Annotated in this window: 16 protein-coding genes; 8 read left to right on the top strand and 8 right to left on the bottom strand. The window is 69.7% G+C overall.

Features of this window, described 5'->3' with window-relative positions; genetic code table 11:
• Positions 1–232: 232 nt before the first annotated feature.
• The 3 genes from AB6A65_RS04210 to AB6A65_RS04200 form a co-directional block, all read right to left on the bottom strand.
• Complete coding sequence (locus AB6A65_RS04210; protein WP_371037105.1) at positions 233–670, bottom strand: cytochrome c; 438 nt, start codon at positions 668–670, stop codon at positions 233–235.
• 140 nt (positions 671–810) lie between these two features.
• On the bottom strand, positions 811–2,031 hold the full coding sequence (locus AB6A65_RS04205; protein ID WP_371037104.1) for a glycosyl transferase: 1,221 nt from the start codon (positions 2,029–2,031) through the stop codon (positions 811–813).
• 13 nt (positions 2,032–2,044) lie between these two features.
• A complete protein-coding gene (locus tag AB6A65_RS04200) occupies positions 2,045–2,824 on the bottom strand; it encodes an HAD-IIB family hydrolase (protein WP_371037103.1) in 780 nt (259 codons plus the stop codon).
• A gap of 247 nt (positions 2,825–3,071) precedes the next feature.
• Between AB6A65_RS04200 and AB6A65_RS04195 the strand changes: the two genes are divergently transcribed.
• The 8 genes from AB6A65_RS04195 (at position 3,072) to AB6A65_RS04160 (ending at position 11,126) form a co-directional block, all read left to right on the top strand.
• Positions 3,072–3,347: a bacterioferritin-associated ferredoxin gene (locus tag AB6A65_RS04195; protein WP_371037246.1), complete on the top strand. Its 276-nt coding sequence runs from the start codon at positions 3,072–3,074 to the stop codon at positions 3,345–3,347.
• The gene (gene bfr, locus AB6A65_RS04190; protein WP_371037102.1) at positions 3,313–3,798 is read left to right on the top strand and encodes a bacterioferritin; all 486 of its coding nucleotides are present in this window, start codon (positions 3,313–3,315) and stop codon (positions 3,796–3,798) included. The genes AB6A65_RS04195 and bfr overlap by 35 nt, the downstream gene beginning before the upstream one ends.
• Positions 3,799–3,880: 82 nt before the next feature.
• Positions 3,881–5,074 carry an efflux RND transporter periplasmic adaptor subunit gene (locus AB6A65_RS04185; RefSeq protein ID WP_371037101.1) on the top strand — a complete coding sequence of 398 codons (1,194 nt, stop codon included), beginning with the start codon at positions 3,881–3,883 and terminating at the stop codon, positions 5,072–5,074.
• On the top strand, positions 5,071–8,193 hold the full coding sequence (locus AB6A65_RS04180; protein ID WP_371037100.1) for an efflux RND transporter permease subunit: 3,123 nt from the start codon (positions 5,071–5,073) through the stop codon (positions 8,191–8,193). The genes AB6A65_RS04185 and AB6A65_RS04180 overlap by 4 nt, the downstream gene beginning before the upstream one ends.
• Positions 8,194–8,492: 299 nt before the next feature.
• Entirely contained in the window at positions 8,493–8,993 is a 501-nt protein-coding gene (locus AB6A65_RS04175) for a YbjN domain-containing protein (protein WP_371037099.1), read from the top strand.
• A 36-nt stretch (positions 8,994–9,029) separates the two neighbouring features.
• Entirely contained in the window at positions 9,030–9,845 is an 816-nt protein-coding gene (gene proC, locus AB6A65_RS04170) for a pyrroline-5-carboxylate reductase (protein ID WP_371037098.1), read from the top strand.
• Positions 9,838–10,176, top strand: a complete 339-nt coding sequence (locus tag AB6A65_RS04165; protein ID WP_371037097.1) for a tRNA-binding protein — start codon at positions 9,838–9,840, stop codon at positions 10,174–10,176. The genes proC and AB6A65_RS04165 overlap by 8 nt, the downstream gene beginning before the upstream one ends.
• The gene (locus tag AB6A65_RS04160; protein WP_371037096.1) at positions 10,173–11,126 is read left to right on the top strand and encodes a 2-hydroxyacid dehydrogenase; all 954 of its coding nucleotides are present in this window, start codon (positions 10,173–10,175) and stop codon (positions 11,124–11,126) included. Before AB6A65_RS04165 ends, AB6A65_RS04160 begins: the two co-directional genes overlap by 4 nt.
• A gap of 84 nt (positions 11,127–11,210) precedes the next feature.
• Here AB6A65_RS04160 and AB6A65_RS04155 read toward each other — a convergent pair whose 3' ends face one another.
• The 5 genes from AB6A65_RS04155 to AB6A65_RS04135 all read right to left on the bottom strand — a co-directional run bounded on the left by AB6A65_RS04155 (position 11,211) and on the right by AB6A65_RS04135 (position 14,734).
• Positions 11,211–11,465: a hypothetical protein gene (locus AB6A65_RS04155; protein WP_371037095.1), complete on the bottom strand. Its 255-nt coding sequence runs from the start codon at positions 11,463–11,465 to the stop codon at positions 11,211–11,213.
• Between the two features lie 41 nt (positions 11,466–11,506).
• Positions 11,507–12,094 (bottom strand): thymidine kinase, encoded by a 588-nt coding sequence (locus AB6A65_RS04150; protein WP_371037094.1) that lies wholly within the window; start codon positions 12,092–12,094, stop codon positions 11,507–11,509.
• A 42-nt stretch (positions 12,095–12,136) separates the two neighbouring features.
• Complete coding sequence (locus tag AB6A65_RS04145) at positions 12,137–12,517, bottom strand: thiol-disulfide oxidoreductase DCC family protein (protein ID WP_371037093.1); 381 nt, start codon at positions 12,515–12,517, stop codon at positions 12,137–12,139.
• 58 nt (positions 12,518–12,575) lie between these two features.
• Entirely contained in the window at positions 12,576–13,934 is a 1,359-nt protein-coding gene (rimO, locus tag AB6A65_RS04140; RefSeq protein WP_371037092.1) for a 30S ribosomal protein S12 methylthiotransferase RimO, read from the bottom strand.
• Positions 13,935–14,107: 173 nt separating this feature from the next.
• A complete protein-coding gene (locus AB6A65_RS04135; protein ID WP_371037091.1) occupies positions 14,108–14,734 on the bottom strand; it encodes a GcrA family cell cycle regulator in 627 nt (208 codons plus the stop codon).
• Between the last annotated feature and the right edge of the window lie 102 nt (positions 14,735–14,836).

Here is a 14,836-nt window from a genome sequence, read left to right as displayed (position 1 = left end):
CTCCAGACCGGGCTCGTCGCCGGCGCCACCGGTGCGCTTTCGGGACGCGGGCGCATTGTGCGAAGGGCGGTGGCCGCCGGGGCGTTGTTCCGGGCGCGGTCGCGCCGGGCACCCCGGTCGGCGACGGCCAGGAAGGCGCCGCTCAGTGGTCGGCGAGCCGAAAGTCGACGCCGCGCATAACCGCAAGAAACGTCGGGGACCGTGTCGGAAGCCCGGGCGCGATCGGGGCCGATCACTCCTGCTGGATCGAGTCCAGGTAGTAGACCAGCGACAGAAGCCGGCCGCGGGTGATCGCCTGCGCGACCTCGGCGCTCATGCCGGGGAACTGCGCCATCGCCACGCTTTCGGAGGCACTCATGTAGCGGTCGCCCCAGACGGGCATCTCGCTGCCATGGGCCCTGAGGTCGTTCCGACCGTCGATGGTCAGAAGCGTCTCTCGGAACGGGAAGCGCCCCCCGGCCTGTGCGGAAAGCCGGGTCAGATCGGGCGTCGTGATGTCGATGAGCTGCGCGATCGGACCGTCGCCCTTGCCCGTTGCGCCGTGGCAGCCGGCGCAGGCCACCACGTACTCCTTGCGTCCCAATTCGGTCTCGCCTGATGACGTATCCTGCGCCTGCGCCGGGGCTGCCGCGAGGCAGGCGGCGATCGCCAGAAGCACCAGATCTTTCATACCCCTATCCCCCCTGCTCGCGCGCGCCGCCGGGCCTGACCCCGGGCGGCCCGTCCAGATTGACGCGGATGCGCGGCGGTTCATTGATCACCGTCAACGCCACGCGACCGCCCGCCTCGTCGCGACGTTTCGCGGCGGTCTCATGCGATGTCGGCCAGATCTTCCTCGACCGCCCGCAGCATGTCGGAAAGGAGCTCCGGGTCGGCCGAGTTCACGCGCGACCAGGTCGGGATGAACGGCGTTTCGAACGGGTTCTCGAGAAAGACGTGGCCTGCGCGCATGATGTTCTCGGCGAAAAGCTCGATGGACTGCTCTTCCTTGTGGCGGTCGATCGAGAGCCCGTTCATCGCGGCATCGTTGTAGTAGCTCTCCAGCATGTCGAGCGCGGCGCGGTAATAGACGGCCTTGAGCGTGCGGAAGGTGTTCTGCGTGAACACCGTCCCGTCCGCGGCGAGCTTGCGCACGATCGCCTTGCAGATGTCCGTGGACATCCGGTTGAGCCCGGTGGCCGCGTCGTCCGGCGACAGGTCCTGGTGCTTGTGGTCGTAGGCGTCGGCGATCTCGACCTGGCAGACAGCCTTGGGGGCGAGGTTGCGCCACGCCTCGGACAGCACGCCGATCTCCAGCCCCCAGTCCGAGGGAATGCGCAGATCCGGCAGCATCACGCTGCGCATGGCGAACTCGCCCGAGAGCGGGTAGCGGAAGGAGCGCAGGTAATCGATGTAGTCGCGGTCGCCGATCACCTTGCGCAGCGCCACGAGAAGGGGGCTGACCAGCAGCCGCGTCACCCGTCCGTTGATCCGCCCCTCGCCGATCCGGGGATAGAACCCCTTGGAAAGCTGGTAGGGAAAGTTCGGGTTGACCAGCGGATAGACGAGCCGCGTCAGCATGTGGCGCGAGTAGGTGGTGATGTCGCAGTCGTGGATCGCCATCACCGCCGTGTCGCGCCGCGCCAGCACGTAGCCGAGGCAGGTCCAGACATTCTTTCCCTTGCCGGGCTCGGAGGGGTAGAGGCCGTGCGCCTTCAGCCTTTCGCCCAGCGCGCGCTGCCGCGGGCTGTCGTTCCAGATCACGACGTGATCCTGCGGCAGACGTGCGAAGAACTCGATGGCGTGGGCGTATTGCGCGGCGTCGGCCTGGTCGAGCCCGATGACGATGCGGTGCAGGTAGGGAACCTGGGCCAGCTCGTCGAGGATGCCGGAAAGCGCCGGGCCCTCGATCTCGGAATAGAGCGAGGGCAGAACCAGCGTCACGGGGCGGTCGCGCGCGAAGGTGGCGACGGCATGGGACAGCGTGTCCGGGTTCACGGACCGCAGGTCGTGCAGGGTGGCGACCTGTCCGTTCTGGTGGAAATCCGCCATCTCTCCCTCCGCCTCAGATCCGATCCCCGAGACGCGAGAGTAGCGCCTCCAGCCCCTCGGCCCAACCGTCCGGTCCCGGCTTCGCCGTCCGGGTGATGCGCCCCTGCCGCTCTCCGGCCAGCTCCGGCAGCGGGGCATGATGCGGGTTCGCGACGACGATGCCGTGATCGGCGGTCTCCAGCATCTCGACGTCGTTCGGCGCATCGCCGAGGGCCACGGTGACGCGGGCCCCGAGACGCGCGGCGAGCCCGGCCATCCGGCCGGCCTTCGTCCCGCCCATGGACAGCGTGAGAAAGCGCCCGCCCTCCTGCGCGGCGACGCCCCGCGCGGCGAGGGCGTCGATGAAGGTGCGGCGCCGCGGCTCAGGCCCCGTCCAGAGCCCCGGCTCGGTGTGAGTGCGGGCGCGGGCGCGGGCGGCCGCATCAGAGGGCAGGCCCGTGCAGGCCGCGACCTCGGCCACGCTCATCTCGGCAAAGCCCCGGAAGCCCGCGTGCAGGTCCGGTGGCAGGCTGGCGAGCGCGGCAAGGAGGCGATCGCGGGCGGTGGTATCCTCGGGCGGCTCCGCCCCGGGGCCCAGCACCCCGGCGCCGTTCTCGAAAATCGCGGGCGAGGCCGCGAGCCCCAGCGCCCGGCGAAGCGGCGCGATCTCGGCGGCCGTCTTCGAACTGGCGATCACCACCGGGATGCCGGCCCGCGAAAGCCGCCCGAGCAAGGGCCGCGCGGGGCCGGCATCATAGCTTTCGTGGTCGAGAAGCGTGCCGTCGAGATCGGTGAAGATGGCCAGCCCGTCCATGCGCCTTTCCCTCGCCTTTGGCCGTCTATGCCACGAACGCGCCGGGGGGACGAGCGGCGCTTGACAAGACCAACTGTTTTCGTCAGCAATAAGGTAACGAGGTCAGTCGGCAGATCGGTCGGTTGAGTCGCCCGGGCGCCCCACGGGGCGCGGATCCCGCACCTTGCGCGAGATCAAGGCGCGGCCGGGCAGGCGCGCCAAAGGTCGTCCGAGGAGAAGGCCCGGCCACGGCGCAGGAGGAGCGTACATGATCGTCTGCCATTGCATGGCCATCAGCGAGGACGAGATCCGCAAGGCGGTGGACTGGATGCGCGCCTCGGATCCCGAAACGCTCATCACGCCCGGCAAGGTTTACCGGGCGCTCGGCAAGAAGGCCGATTGCGGCGGATGCCTGCCACTTTTCGTGGACGCGATGCGGCGATGCGAAAGCTTGAAAGTTCCGGCCGAGCTTAGCAATCTGCGATCGCAACCCACGGAAGGAGACAGGCGTGAAGGGCGACGAGAAGGTCATCGAGTATCTTAACAAGGCGCTGCGCAGCGAGTTGACCGCGGTCAGCCAGTACTGGCTGCATTACCGGCTTCAGGATGATTGGGGTTTCGGGCGGATCGCCAGGAAATCCCGCGAGGAAAGCATCGAGGAGATGCATCACGCCGATCGCCTGATCGAGCGCATCATCTTCCTTGAGGGGCACCCGAACCTTCAGAAGCTCGACCCGCTTCGCATCGGCCAGACCCTTCGCGACACGCTCGAATGCGATCTTGCGGCCGAACACGAGGCGCGGACGCTCTACATCGAGGCGCGGGAGCACTGCGAAAGCGTCGGCGACTACGTGACGAAGGATCTCTTCGAGACGCTCATCGCGGACGAGGAGGGGCACATCGACTTCCTCGAAACGCAGCTCGACCTCTTCGAGAAGCTCGGAGAAGAGCGTTACGGCCTGCTCAACGCGGTACCGGCCGACGAGGCGGAGTGACGTCGTTGGCGCGTGGTTCCGCGTGACCGGCCCGGGTGGGCGGTGGTAAACGCGAGGCGACTCGCATCAACCCGGGACCGACATGACTGCCAGCGACGACAACAGCGGCGGCGGGGCCGAACGGCTTCGTTTCGACGACGATCCGGGCTCTCGCCGCTCGAAATGGCTGGCGGCGCTCCTGGTCGTCGCGCTCGTGGCGTGGATGGGCAGCGGCTACCTGCTGCCCGGTTCCAGCGGCGACGAGGCGGCCGCGCCCGGGCGCGACGCCGCGCCCGAGGCGGTCAGCGTGGCGGTGCGCGCGTCACGCGCGGAGTCCGTGACCACGGTCTTCGTGGCCGAAGGCGAGGGCGTGCCCGAGCGCGATACGCAGGTGCGTGCCGAAACCTCCGGCAGCGTGGCCGAGGTGCCGGTGCGCAAGGGCGCGGACGTTCGCGCCGGCGACGTGATCGCGCGCATCGCCCCCGCGCAGCGCGAAGCCGATCTGGCCCGCGCGGAAGAGGAACTCGCCCGCGCGCGGCGGGACTACGAGAATGCCGAGACGCTACTGGAGCGTGGCGTCGCGACCGTGGACCGGGTCGCGGAAACCCGCGCCGCGCTCGCCGCCGCCGAGGCGCAACTCGCCTCCGCGCGGGAGGCGCTGCGCGACACGGCGATCCGCGCGCCCTTCGACGGGCGGCTCGAGGCGCTGACGGTCGAGAGCGGGGAATTCGTGCAGGCCGGCGGGGCGGTGGCGCGCGTGGTCGATCTGGACCCGCTCACCGTCACCGTTCGCGTGCCCCAGCAGATCCTCGCGGGCGTGCAGAAGGACCAGGCGGCCGAGGTCCGGTTCATCACGGGCGAGACGCGGCCCGGCACGGTCAGCTTCGTCGCCGCGGCGGCCGACGCCGAGACCCGCACCTTCGCAGCCGAGATCGAGGTGGAAAACGCCGATGGCGCGATCCCCGCGGGGCTGAGCGCGCGCGTCCGCGTTCCCACGGGCGAGGTGGAGGCGCATTTCCTGTCCCCTGCGATCCTGTCGCTCGATCCCGATGGCCGGCTCGGGGTCAAGGTCGTCGAGGAGGACGATCGCGTCGCCTTCCATCCGGTCGAGATCGTCCGCGCCGAGACGGACGGTGTCTGGGTCTCGGGCCTGCCCGCCGAGGCGCGGATCATCACCGTGGGGCAGGGCTTCGTGAACGCGGGCGAAAAGGTCGCGCCACGGCCCGAATCCGAGGCCGCGGTCTCCCGCGCGCCCGAGGACGTGCGCCCCGCCATGGCCGGGGACGACACGGAATGAGCGTGATCGACGCCGCCTTCGCCCGCACGCGGGTCGTCGTCATGACGCTCGTGTTCCTGCTGGCCTTCGGAACGGTCGCCTATGTCCAGATCCCCAAGGAAAGCGCGCCGGAGGTGCCGATCCCGGTGGTCTACGTCGTCACCACGCTCGAGGGGATCGCGCCGCAGGATTCCGAACGCCTGCTCGTCCGCCCGCTCGAGACGGAACTCGCCTCCATCGACGGGGTGAAGGAGATGCAGGCCAGCGCGGGCGAGGGCTATGCCTCGGTCACGATGGAGTTCGACCCGGGCTTCGACAGCGGCGAGGCGCTCGACGAGGTCCGCGAGGCGGTGGACCGCGCCAAGGCCGACCTGCCCTCCGACGCCACGGAGCCCTCGGTCAACGAGGTCAACACGGCGCTCTTCCCGATCCTGACGGTGATCCTCTCGGGGCCGGTTCCCGAACGTACCCTCAACGAGCTGGCGGAGCGCCTGCAGGACCGCATCGAGGCACTGCCGGGCGTGCTCGAGGTGGATGTGGGCGGCGCGCGCGACGAGCTTCTCGAGGTCGAGATCGATCCGACCGTCTTCGAGACCTACAACATTTCCTTCGACGAGCTCATCGGCCAGATCCAGCGCAACAACCGCCTGGTCGCCGCGGGCGCGATCGAGACCGGGGCGGGGCGCATCGTGCTCAAGGTGCCGGGCCTCGTGGAGAACGTCCAGGACGTGATGGACCTGCCCGTGAAGGTGCGCGGCGACACCGTCGTGACCTTCGCCGACGTGGCCACGATCCGCCGCAGCTTCGAGGATCCGACGAGCTTCGCGCGGATCGACGGGCAGCCGGCCCTTGCGCTCGAGGTGAAGAAGCGCGTGGGCGCCAACATCATCGAGACGGTGGAGGACGTGAAGACCGCCGTGGCGGAGGCCCGCGCGGGTTGGCCCGACTCGCTGCGCGTGGAGTACCGGCAGGACCAGTCCGAGCAGGTGCGCGAGGTGCTGGGCGACCTGCAGGCCAACGTCATCACGGCCGTGATCCTTGTCATGGTGGTGGTGGTGTGGGCGCTGGGGCTGCGGTCGGCGCTTCTGGTGGGGCTGGCGATACCGGGCGCGTTCCTCACCGGCGTCGGCGTGCTCTGGGCGATGGGCTACACGATGAACATCGTGGTCCTGTTCTCGCTGATTCTCGTCGTGGGGATGCTGGTGGACGGCGCCATCGTGACCACCGAACTCGCGGACCGGAAGCTTCAGGAAGGGCTTGCCCCGCCCGAGGCCTACGCCTTCGCCGCCACGCGCATGGCCTGGCCCGTGATCGCCTCGGCGATCACCACGCTCAGCGTGGTCTTCCCGCTCCTGTTCTGGACGGGCACGGTGGGCGGATTCATGAAATACCTGCCGATCACCGTGATCCTGACGCTCACGGCATCGCTCGCGATGGCGCTGATCTTCATCCCGGTCCTCGGCGGGCTGATCGGGCGGGTGCAGCCGCAGACCGCCTCCGAGAAGGCCGCGCTGGAGGCGGCCGAACGCGGCGACCCGCGCCGCGCGGGCGGCTGGACGGGGCGCTATGCCCGCTTCGTGGAGCGGGCGGTGCTGCGGCCGGGCACGACGCTGGGCTTCGCGCTCGCGGTGCTGCTGGGCGCCTTCGCGCTCTACGGCGAGTTCGGACGGGGCATCAGCTTCTTTCCCTCGCCCGAGCCGGATTTCATGCAGGTCACCGTGCGCGCCCGCGACAATTTCTCGATCCACGAGCAGGACGCGCTGGTGCGCGAAGCGGAGCGGCGGCTCGTGTCCCGCGACGAGATCGCCTCGGTCTATGCCCGCACCGGCGGCGGGCAGCGCGACGACGAGGAGGTGATCGGCACGATTCAGCTCGAGCTTGCCGAGTGGGACACCCGCCGCCCCGCGGCGGAGATCGGCACCGACATCCGCGCCGAGATGGCCGAGATCCCCGGCATCGCCGTGCAGGTCCAGACGCAGGAGCAGGGCCCGAGCCAGGGCAAGCCGGTGCAGCTGGAGCTGCGCGTGGCCGATCCCGAGACGCAGGCGCGGGCCGTCGAGACGGTGCTGGCTGAGATGGCGCGGATCGGCGGCTTCACCGACATCTCCGACTCGCGCCCGTTGCCGGGTGTCGAATGGGCGCTGCGCGTGGACCGCAGCGAGGCCGCGCGTTTCGGCGCGGACGTGACGCTGCTCGGACAGGCCGTGCAGCTTCTGACGCGCGGCATCACCGTGGCCGACTACCGCCCCGACTACGCCGACGGTTCGGTGGACATCCGCGTGCGGTTTCCCGCCTCGGCCCGCAGCCTCGAGGAGTTGCGCGGCCTGCGCGTGCCGACCTCGTCCGGGCTCGTGCCCATCGGCAATTTCGTGAGTTTCGATCCGGTCCCGCGCACCGGCACGATCAAGCGTGTGGACCGAAACCGCGTCGTCACCGTCGAGGCGGACGTGGCGCCGGGACTACTGGTCAACGACCAGATCACCGCGCTGCGCTCGGCGCTTGAGGGCGCGGATCTGCCGCCCTCGGTCACCTGGTCCTTCGGCGGCGAGGCCGAGGAGCAGCAGGACGCCATGCAATTCCTCAGCATCGCCTTCGCGGTCGCCATCGCGCTGATGTTCACGGTGCTGGTGACGCAGTTCAACAGCTTCTACCAGGCCTTCGTGGTGATGTCGGCGATCGTCTTCTCGGTGGCCGGTGTGCTTCTGGGGCTCGTCGTCACCGGACGGCCCGTCGGCGTGGTGATGGGCGGCATCGGGGTCATCGCGCTGGCCGGCATCGTCGTGAACAACAACATCGTCCTCATCGACACCTACAACGACCTGAAACGGGCGGGGCAGAGCCCGCTCGAGGCGGCGCTGCGCGCGGGCGCGCAACGTCTCCGCCCCGTCGTGCTGACCTCGGTGCCCACCGCGCTCGGCCTGATGCCGATGGTGATCGGGCTCAAGATCGAGTTCGTCGGCCGCGAGATCGTCTACGGCGCGCCCTCCACCCAGTGGTGGACGGAGCTGAGCGCGGCGGTGGCGGGGGGCCTGACGGTGGCCACGGTGCTGACGCTGGTGCTGACGCCGGCCATGCTGATCCTCGGCGAGCCGCGCGAGAAGCGGGCGGTGGCCGCGGCCGGCGCCCCGTCGCCCGCGTGAACCGGCGCCGCGCAAGACGCGGGCCGCCCCGGCGGGCCACGCCCTGATTGCACCCCCGTGCGGGCGCCGCCGCGGGCAACTTCCAGATCGTCGGCGCGTGCGGCGCACCGCCCTTTATTGCGGTAGGCGATCCCTTGCCCCCCAACTTCTTGGGGTGTTCACGAAAATATCGCTTTACAGCCCATCATGCACGCAGCACCATATTTGGGGAGGCAAGCGGCCATGAACCGCTTTTCCTTGAGCAGGCACCAAGCGCTTGGGGCGGGCTTGCCCCGGCGCACAGGCAGAGAGGTGGCCCCATGTCCGTGTCCGAGCAGTTCCTGGAAGAAGACATTCACCCCATCGACATCGTCGAGCACCTGGCCGAGCACCACGACTGGGATTTCGACCGCATCGCGGAAGACCAGATCGCCATGGCGGTCGAGGGGCAGTGGCGCACCTACTCCATCACGCTGGCCTGGTCGGCCTATGACGAGACGCTGCGGATGATCTGCACCTTCGAGATGGAGCCCCCTGCGGAGCGCCTGCCGGCGCTTCACGAGACGCTCAACCTCGTCAACGATCGCTGCTGGGCCGGGGCCTTCACATGGTGGCAGGCGCAGAAGCTCATGGTCTACCGCTACGGCCTCGTTCTCGCCGGCGAGCAGGTGGCGAGCCCCGAGCAGATCGACACCATGATCACCGCCGCGGTACTGTCGGCCGAGCGCTACTACCCGGCCTTCCAGCTCGTGCTTTGGGGTGACAAGACCCCGCCGCAGGCGCTGCAGGTCGCCATTGCCGAGGCCTACGGCCGCGCGTAAAACCGGGGCCTGGCGGCGGGAACTGGCGGAGGGCCGATGGACTTCGACGACATCGCGCGGCGCGGCCTCGTCCTTCTGGGCTGCGGCAAGATGGGGTCCGCGATGCTCGCGGGGTGGCTGTCCCGCGGGCTGCCGCCGGAGGCGGTCTGGGTCACGGACCCGAACCCGTCCGACTGGCTGACGCGGCAGGGCGTGCACCTGAACGAGATGCCGGCGGCGCCGCCCGCGGTCGCCCTCGTGGCCGTGAAACCCCAGATGATGCGCGACGCGCTTCCCGTGCTCGAGGGCTACGCGGGGGGCGAGACGCTTTTCGTGTCGGTCGCGGCCGGCACGCCGATCCGTTTCTTCGAGGATGCGCTCGGCCCGGGAACGCCGGTCGTGCGCGCCATGCCGAACACGCCCGCGGCCGTGGGCCGGGGCATCACCGCCATCGTCGGCAATGCCGTGGCGGGCCGGGCGGCGCTCGACCGGGCGGAGGTGCTGCTCTCGGCGGTGGGCAAGGTCGTCCGGCTGGACAGCGAAGACCAGATGGACGCGGTGACCGCCGTCTCCGGGTCGGGTCCCGCCTACGTCTTCCACATGATCGAGGCGCTCGCCGCCGCGGGGGAGGCCGAGGGCCTGCCGCCCGCGCTCGCGATGGAGCTTGCCAAGGGCACGGTCGCCGGGGCCGGCGCGCTCGCCGAGGCTGCCGAGGAGGCGCCGGACCAGCTGCGCCGCAACGTCACGAGCCCGGGCGGCACGACCGAGGCGGGGCTTTCGGTCCTGATGGACGAGGCGGCGGGCCTGCGTCCGCTCTTGCGCCGCAGCGTTTCGGCGGCGGCGCGCCGCTCGCGGGAACTGCGCGATGGCTGAGATCGGCATGGACGACTTCCTTGCCGTCGATATCCGCGTGGGCACCGTGACCCGCGCGGCCCCCTTCCCCGAAGCGCGGAAGCCGGCCGTGAAGCTCTGGATCGATTTCGGGCCGGAGATCGGGGAACGGAAAAGCTCGGCGCAGATCACAGTGCATTACGATCCCGATACCCTGCCCGGGCGGCAGGTCGCGGCCGTGGTGAATTTCCCGCCGCGGCAGATCGGCCGGTTCCTCTCGGAGGTGCTGGTGCTGGGTTTCGCGGACGCCGATGGCGCCATCGTCCTCGTCTCGCCGGATCGGCCGGTTCCCAACGGAGAGCGCGTGCAATGACCCGCATCCTGATCACCCGCCCGCTGCCAGACCGCGTGATCGAGGCCGCGACCGACCGCTTCGAGGTGGAGGTGCGCCGGAACACGGCGCCCATGAGCGTGGCCGAGATGCGGTCGTCCCTGGTGCTATACGACGGTGTGCTGCCCACGCTCGGCGACCGGTATTCCGAAGAGGTCTTCGCAGAGTTCACGCAACCGCGCTGCCGGATCCTCGCCAATTTCGGAGTGGGCTACAACCACATCGACGTCGAGGCGGCCCGGGCGCGCGGCCTTGCCGTGACCAATACGCCCGGCGCGGTCACGGATGCCACCGCCGACATCGGCATGATGCTGATCCTGATGAGTTGTCGCCGCGCGTCCGAAGGCGAGCGGATGGTGCGTGCGGGCATGTGGGAGGGCTGGCATCCGACGCAGATGCTGGGCCTCCACGTCACCGGCAAACGCGCGGGCATCGTCGGCATGGGCCGGATCGGGCAGGCCATCGCGCGGCGTTGCCATCATGGCTTCGGGATGGAGGTCGCCTATTTCAACCGCTCCGCGCGGGACCTCGACTTCCCGGCGCGCCGCTGCGACACGCTCACGACGCTGGCGGAAACGGTCGATGTTCTGGTCGTCGCGCTGCCGGGCGGGGCAGAGACCCGCCACATGATCGGCGCCGAGGTGTTCGCGGCGATGCCGCGCCATGCGCATTTTGTCAACATCGCGCGGGGCGACATCGTGGACGAGGACGCGTTGATCGCGGCGCTCCAGGCGGGCGAGATCGCCGGCGCCGGGCTCGACGTCTATGAACGCGAGCCCAAGGTGCCCGCGGCGCTCAACGCGCTGGAGAACGTCACGCTGCTGCCGCATCTCGGCACGGCCGCCCTCGAGGTTCGGGAATCGATGGGGCTGATGGCGGTGGACAACCTTGTCGCGTTCTTCGACGGGCGGGACGTGCCCAACCCCGTTTAGCGCGAAGGTTCGATCGAACCTTCGCGGCGGGTCTCTCGGGCTTGTGCACGGCGAAAGGTTTTCGATCGAAAACCTTTCTTCGCCCTAGACCTCCGGCGCGTCGCGGGGCGGCAGCGGGCCGTAATCTCCGGGCTCGGCGTCGGGCTTCCAGTCCGGGTCGCGGCGCTTGATCCTGCGGGAGATCAGGTAGGCCGTGGGCCACGCCAGCGCGAAGCCGATCGCGGCCGCGATGCCGATCGCGAGCCAGTTGTAGTAGCCCAGACTCAGCACCGCGATCACGAGGCTGCCGGCGGCGACGGGGCCGCTTGGGAGGGTGAGAAAGATGCTCAGGCGGTCCAATTGGGCCTCCTTTCGCTCGTGTGGATTTCCCGGCGCGGGGATCAGAGACGGCGGTCGCCCATCTCTTCCCGCCAATGGCGCCTGCATAGGGAGACGTAGGTCTCGTTGCCGCCGATGCAAACCTGTGCGCCCTCGGTCAGCGCCGCCCCATCCGCGCCCCGGCGCACGACCATGGTGGCCTTTCGCCCGCAATGGCAGATCGTGCGCACCTCCCGCATCTCGTCGGCCAGCGCCAGAAGCGCCGCGGAGCCCGGGAAAAGCTCGCCCCGGAAATCGACGCGCAGCCCGTAGCACATGACCGGCAGGTCGAGATCGTCCACCACGCGCGCGAGTTGCCAGACCTGGTCCGGCTCCAGGAACTGGGCCTCGTCCACGAAGACGCAGGCGAGCGGGCCCGCGGTGCGCCGTGCCGCGATCTTCGCCTCAAGGTCCTCGCCCGGCGCGTAGGTATCGGCCTCGGATCCGATGCCGATGCGCGAGCCAATGCGTCGCCGGCCCGCGCGCGTGTCGAGGGCCGCCGTCAGAAGATAGGTGTCCATGCCCCGTTCGCGGTAGTTGTGCGACGCCTGCAAGAGCAGCGTCGACTTGCCGGCGTTCATGGTCGAGTAATGGAAATGGAGCTTCGCCATGCCCGCGTTCTTCGGCGAGGCGCGGCGGCGATGCAAGCCGCCTCAGGCGCGGGCGCGCGCGTTTCGGCGCAGATGCCACCGGTAGATGAGCGGGGCGAGCACATAGTCGTAAAGCGCGGAGGCCGCCTGGCGCACGCCCGGCAGCGCGACCATCCGTGCGAGCCAGCGGTAACGGGGCATCTGCCGCCAGAGCACGAGGAACGCGTCGAGCCCGCCGTGCAGCGTGCCGTCCTTCAGGACGTAGAGCCGCCGCGCCGCGGCGTCCTCCGACAGCCCCCATTGGGCGCGCTCCGGGCCGTTCAGGTCGTCGAACCGGATCGGCAGGTCGCGCGCCTCGGCGTAGTCGCGGTAATGGCCGATCTCGAAGGAGCAGACCGGGCACTCGGCGTTGTAGAGCACGCGGGTATCGTTTTCGCTCGTCATGAGCCGGAGATGTCGCGCGATCCGGCGGCGGCAAGGGCGCGCGTCGGTGCGTCGCGGCTCATGCGATCCTGCCCCAAAGATCGTACTCGCCCGCCTCGTCCACCTCGACGGTGACGATGTCGCCGGGCGAAAGCCGCTCGTGCCCCTCGTCGATGAAGAGGCATCCGTCGATCTCGGGCGCGTCGGCCTTCGTGCGGCAGGTGGCGGCGTCGTCCTCGACGAGGTCCACGATCACCTCCATGCGCTGCCCGACCCGCGCCGCGAGCTTCGCCTCGGAGATCGCCTGCGCCTTTTCCATGAAGCGGTTCCAGCGGTCGGCCTTGACCTCTTCGGGAACGTGGTCGGGCAGGGCGTTCGATCGGGCGCCGGCGACGTTCTCGTACTTGAAGCACCCCACGCGGTCGAGCCGCGCCTCCTCCAGCCAGTCGAGCAGGGTCTGGAATTCTTCCTCGGTCTCGCCCGGATAGCCCACGATGAAGGTGGAGCGGAGCGCCAGATCCGGGCAGACCTTCCGCCAGGCGGCGATCTCGTCGAGCGTCCTTGCGGCGGCCGCGGGGCGCGCCATGCGCCTGAGCGTCTCGGGATGGGCGTGCTGGAACGGGATGTCGAGATAGGGAAGCACGAGCCCCTCCGCCATCAGCGGGATCAGCTGGCGGACATGCGGGTAGGGATAGACGTAATGCAGGCGCACCCATGCGCCGAGAGATCCCAGATCGCGGGCAAGACGCGTGATCGGGGCCTCCTCTCCCAGCCGCTCCGCGTCCGTCAGGTAGGCGGAGGTGTCCTGGCTGATGACGAGAAGCTCCCTCACTCCGGCCTCGACCAGCTTCTCGGCCTCGCGCATCACGGCGCGGTGCGGGCGCGAGGCGAGCTTTCCGCGCATGTCGGGGATGATGCAGAAGCGGCACTTGTGGTTACAGCCCTCGGAGATCTTGAGATAGCTGTAATGCCGGGGCGTGAGCGTCACGCCCGAAGCCGGCAGCAGGTCGACGAACGGGTCCGGCGCGGGCGGCACGGCGGCATGCACGGCGTCCAGCACCTGTTCGTACTGGTGCGGCCCGGTGACGGCGAGAACCTTGGGGTGCGTGCCTGTGATGTAATCGGGCTCGGCGCCGAGACAGCCGGTGACGATCACCCGGCCGTTTTCCTTCAGCGCCTCGCCGATCGCGTCGAGGCTCTCCGCCTTGGCGCTATCCAGAAAACCGCAGGTGTTCACGATGACCGCGTCCGCCCCAGCATACTCCGGCGAGATGCCATAGCCCTCGGCCCTGAGCCGCGTGAGGATGCGCTCGCTGTCCACCAGCGCCTTGGGACAGCCGAGCGAGACCATGCCGATGGTCGGCTGGTCGGCGCGCCGCGCCTCGGTCAGGCAGGCGCGGGCGAGGTCGGGGCGCAGATCGGGCGGGTTCGTTGTCATGAGGGCGCATATAGGATGCCGCGGCCCGCCGGCACAAGGCGCCGCGCAAGGCGCTTCCAAGCGCCTTGCCACGCGGCTTCGCGCCCTCGAGGCCATCTTCCGGCCCCGGTGACACGCGGAGTGGTCTTCAAAGAATGACGTGAGAGGGCGGCCGGCCAGAGCCGGCCCCGGTGCTATCGCCGCCGGTCGCGGCGCGAGCTCATCGGCTGGAAGGCCACGCTGACATGCGCCTCGCAATAGGGTTTGCCGGGCTGGACGGGAAGGCCGCAGAACCAGAAATTCTCTGTCGCGGGGTCGCCCACGGGCCACTTGCAGGTGCGTTCCGTCAATTCCATCAGCGTGAGCTTGCGCGCCTTCTTCTCGATCTCGGACACGCGGGCGAGCGCCTCGGGGCTGATCTCGTTGGCCGAGGGTTGCGGCGGCAGCGGCTGGCCCGCGGGCACGATCGCCTTGCGCGCGACCTGCGGCGGCGCGGCGGGCTCCGCCGGCTGCGGCGGCGCGGCGGGCTCCGCCTCGACCGGTTTCGGCTCGGGCTGCGCGGCGGGCCTGGCCTTGGCGTCGGCCTTGGGCGTGTCGGCCCTGGGCGCCTTGGCCGGTTTTGCGTCCGCGGCGGGCTGCGGCGCCGCGGCCGCCGCCGCCGCCGTCGCGGCGCCGGCGCGGTTCGACAGGCCCAGCCGGTGCACCTTGCCGATCACCGCGTTGCGGGTCACGCCGCCAAGTTCCTTGGCGATCTGGGAGGCGGACTGGCCCTCGCTCCACATCTTCTTCAGCAGCTCGACGCGTTCCTCGGTCCAGGACATGCGGTTTCCTCGGAGTAATGCAATGAAAGGGGCGGTCGCGTCGCCGCGCCGCCCGCCTCTTTCCGGTCGGACCTCTATTCTAACCCTTCGCGAGCGGGTTAC

The organism is Rhodosalinus sp. FB01 (assembly GCF_041365715.1).
Taxonomy (GTDB): Bacteria; Pseudomonadota; Alphaproteobacteria; order Rhodobacterales; family Rhodobacteraceae; genus Rhodosalinus.
The sequence above is the reverse complement of the archived record's forward strand: the minus strand, read 5'-3'. Positions and strand labels throughout refer to the sequence as shown.

Bases quoted from the DNA above. Each gene is read 5' to 3' on its own strand.
- AB6A65_RS04210 (WP_371037105.1), bottom strand. From the start codon at position 670: ATGAAAGATCTGGTGCTTCTGGCGATCGCCGCCTGCCTCGCGGCAGCC.
- AB6A65_RS04205 (WP_371037104.1), bottom strand. From the start codon at position 2,031: ATGGCGGATTTCCACCAGAACGGACAGGTCGCCACCCTGCACGACCTG.
- AB6A65_RS04200 (WP_371037103.1), bottom strand. From the start codon at position 2,824: ATGGACGGGCTGGCCATCTTCACCGATCTCGACGGCACGCTTCTCGAC.
- AB6A65_RS04195 (WP_371037246.1), top strand. From the start codon at position 3,072: ATGATCGTCTGCCATTGCATGGCCATCAGCGAGGACGAGATCCGCAAG.
- AB6A65_RS04185 (WP_371037101.1), top strand. From the start codon at position 3,881: ATGACTGCCAGCGACGACAACAGCGGCGGCGGGGCCGAACGGCTTCGT.
- AB6A65_RS04180 (WP_371037100.1), top strand. From the start codon at position 5,071: ATGAGCGTGATCGACGCCGCCTTCGCCCGCACGCGGGTCGTCGTCATG.
- AB6A65_RS04175 (WP_371037099.1), top strand. From the start codon at position 8,493: ATGTCCGTGTCCGAGCAGTTCCTGGAAGAAGACATTCACCCCATCGAC.
- proC (WP_371037098.1), top strand. From the start codon at position 9,030: ATGGACTTCGACGACATCGCGCGGCGCGGCCTCGTCCTTCTGGGCTGC.
- AB6A65_RS04165 (WP_371037097.1), top strand. From the start codon at position 9,838: ATGGCTGAGATCGGCATGGACGACTTCCTTGCCGTCGATATCCGCGTG.
- AB6A65_RS04160 (WP_371037096.1), top strand. From the start codon at position 10,173: ATGACCCGCATCCTGATCACCCGCCCGCTGCCAGACCGCGTGATCGAG.
- AB6A65_RS04150 (WP_371037094.1), bottom strand. From the start codon at position 12,094: ATGGCGAAGCTCCATTTCCATTACTCGACCATGAACGCCGGCAAGTCG.
- AB6A65_RS04145 (WP_371037093.1), bottom strand. From the start codon at position 12,517: ATGACGAGCGAAAACGATACCCGCGTGCTCTACAACGCCGAGTGCCCG.
- rimO (WP_371037092.1), bottom strand. From the start codon at position 13,934: ATGACAACGAACCCGCCCGATCTGCGCCCCGACCTCGCCCGCGCCTGC.
- AB6A65_RS04135 (WP_371037091.1), bottom strand. From the start codon at position 14,734: ATGTCCTGGACCGAGGAACGCGTCGAGCTGCTGAAGAAGATGTGGAGC.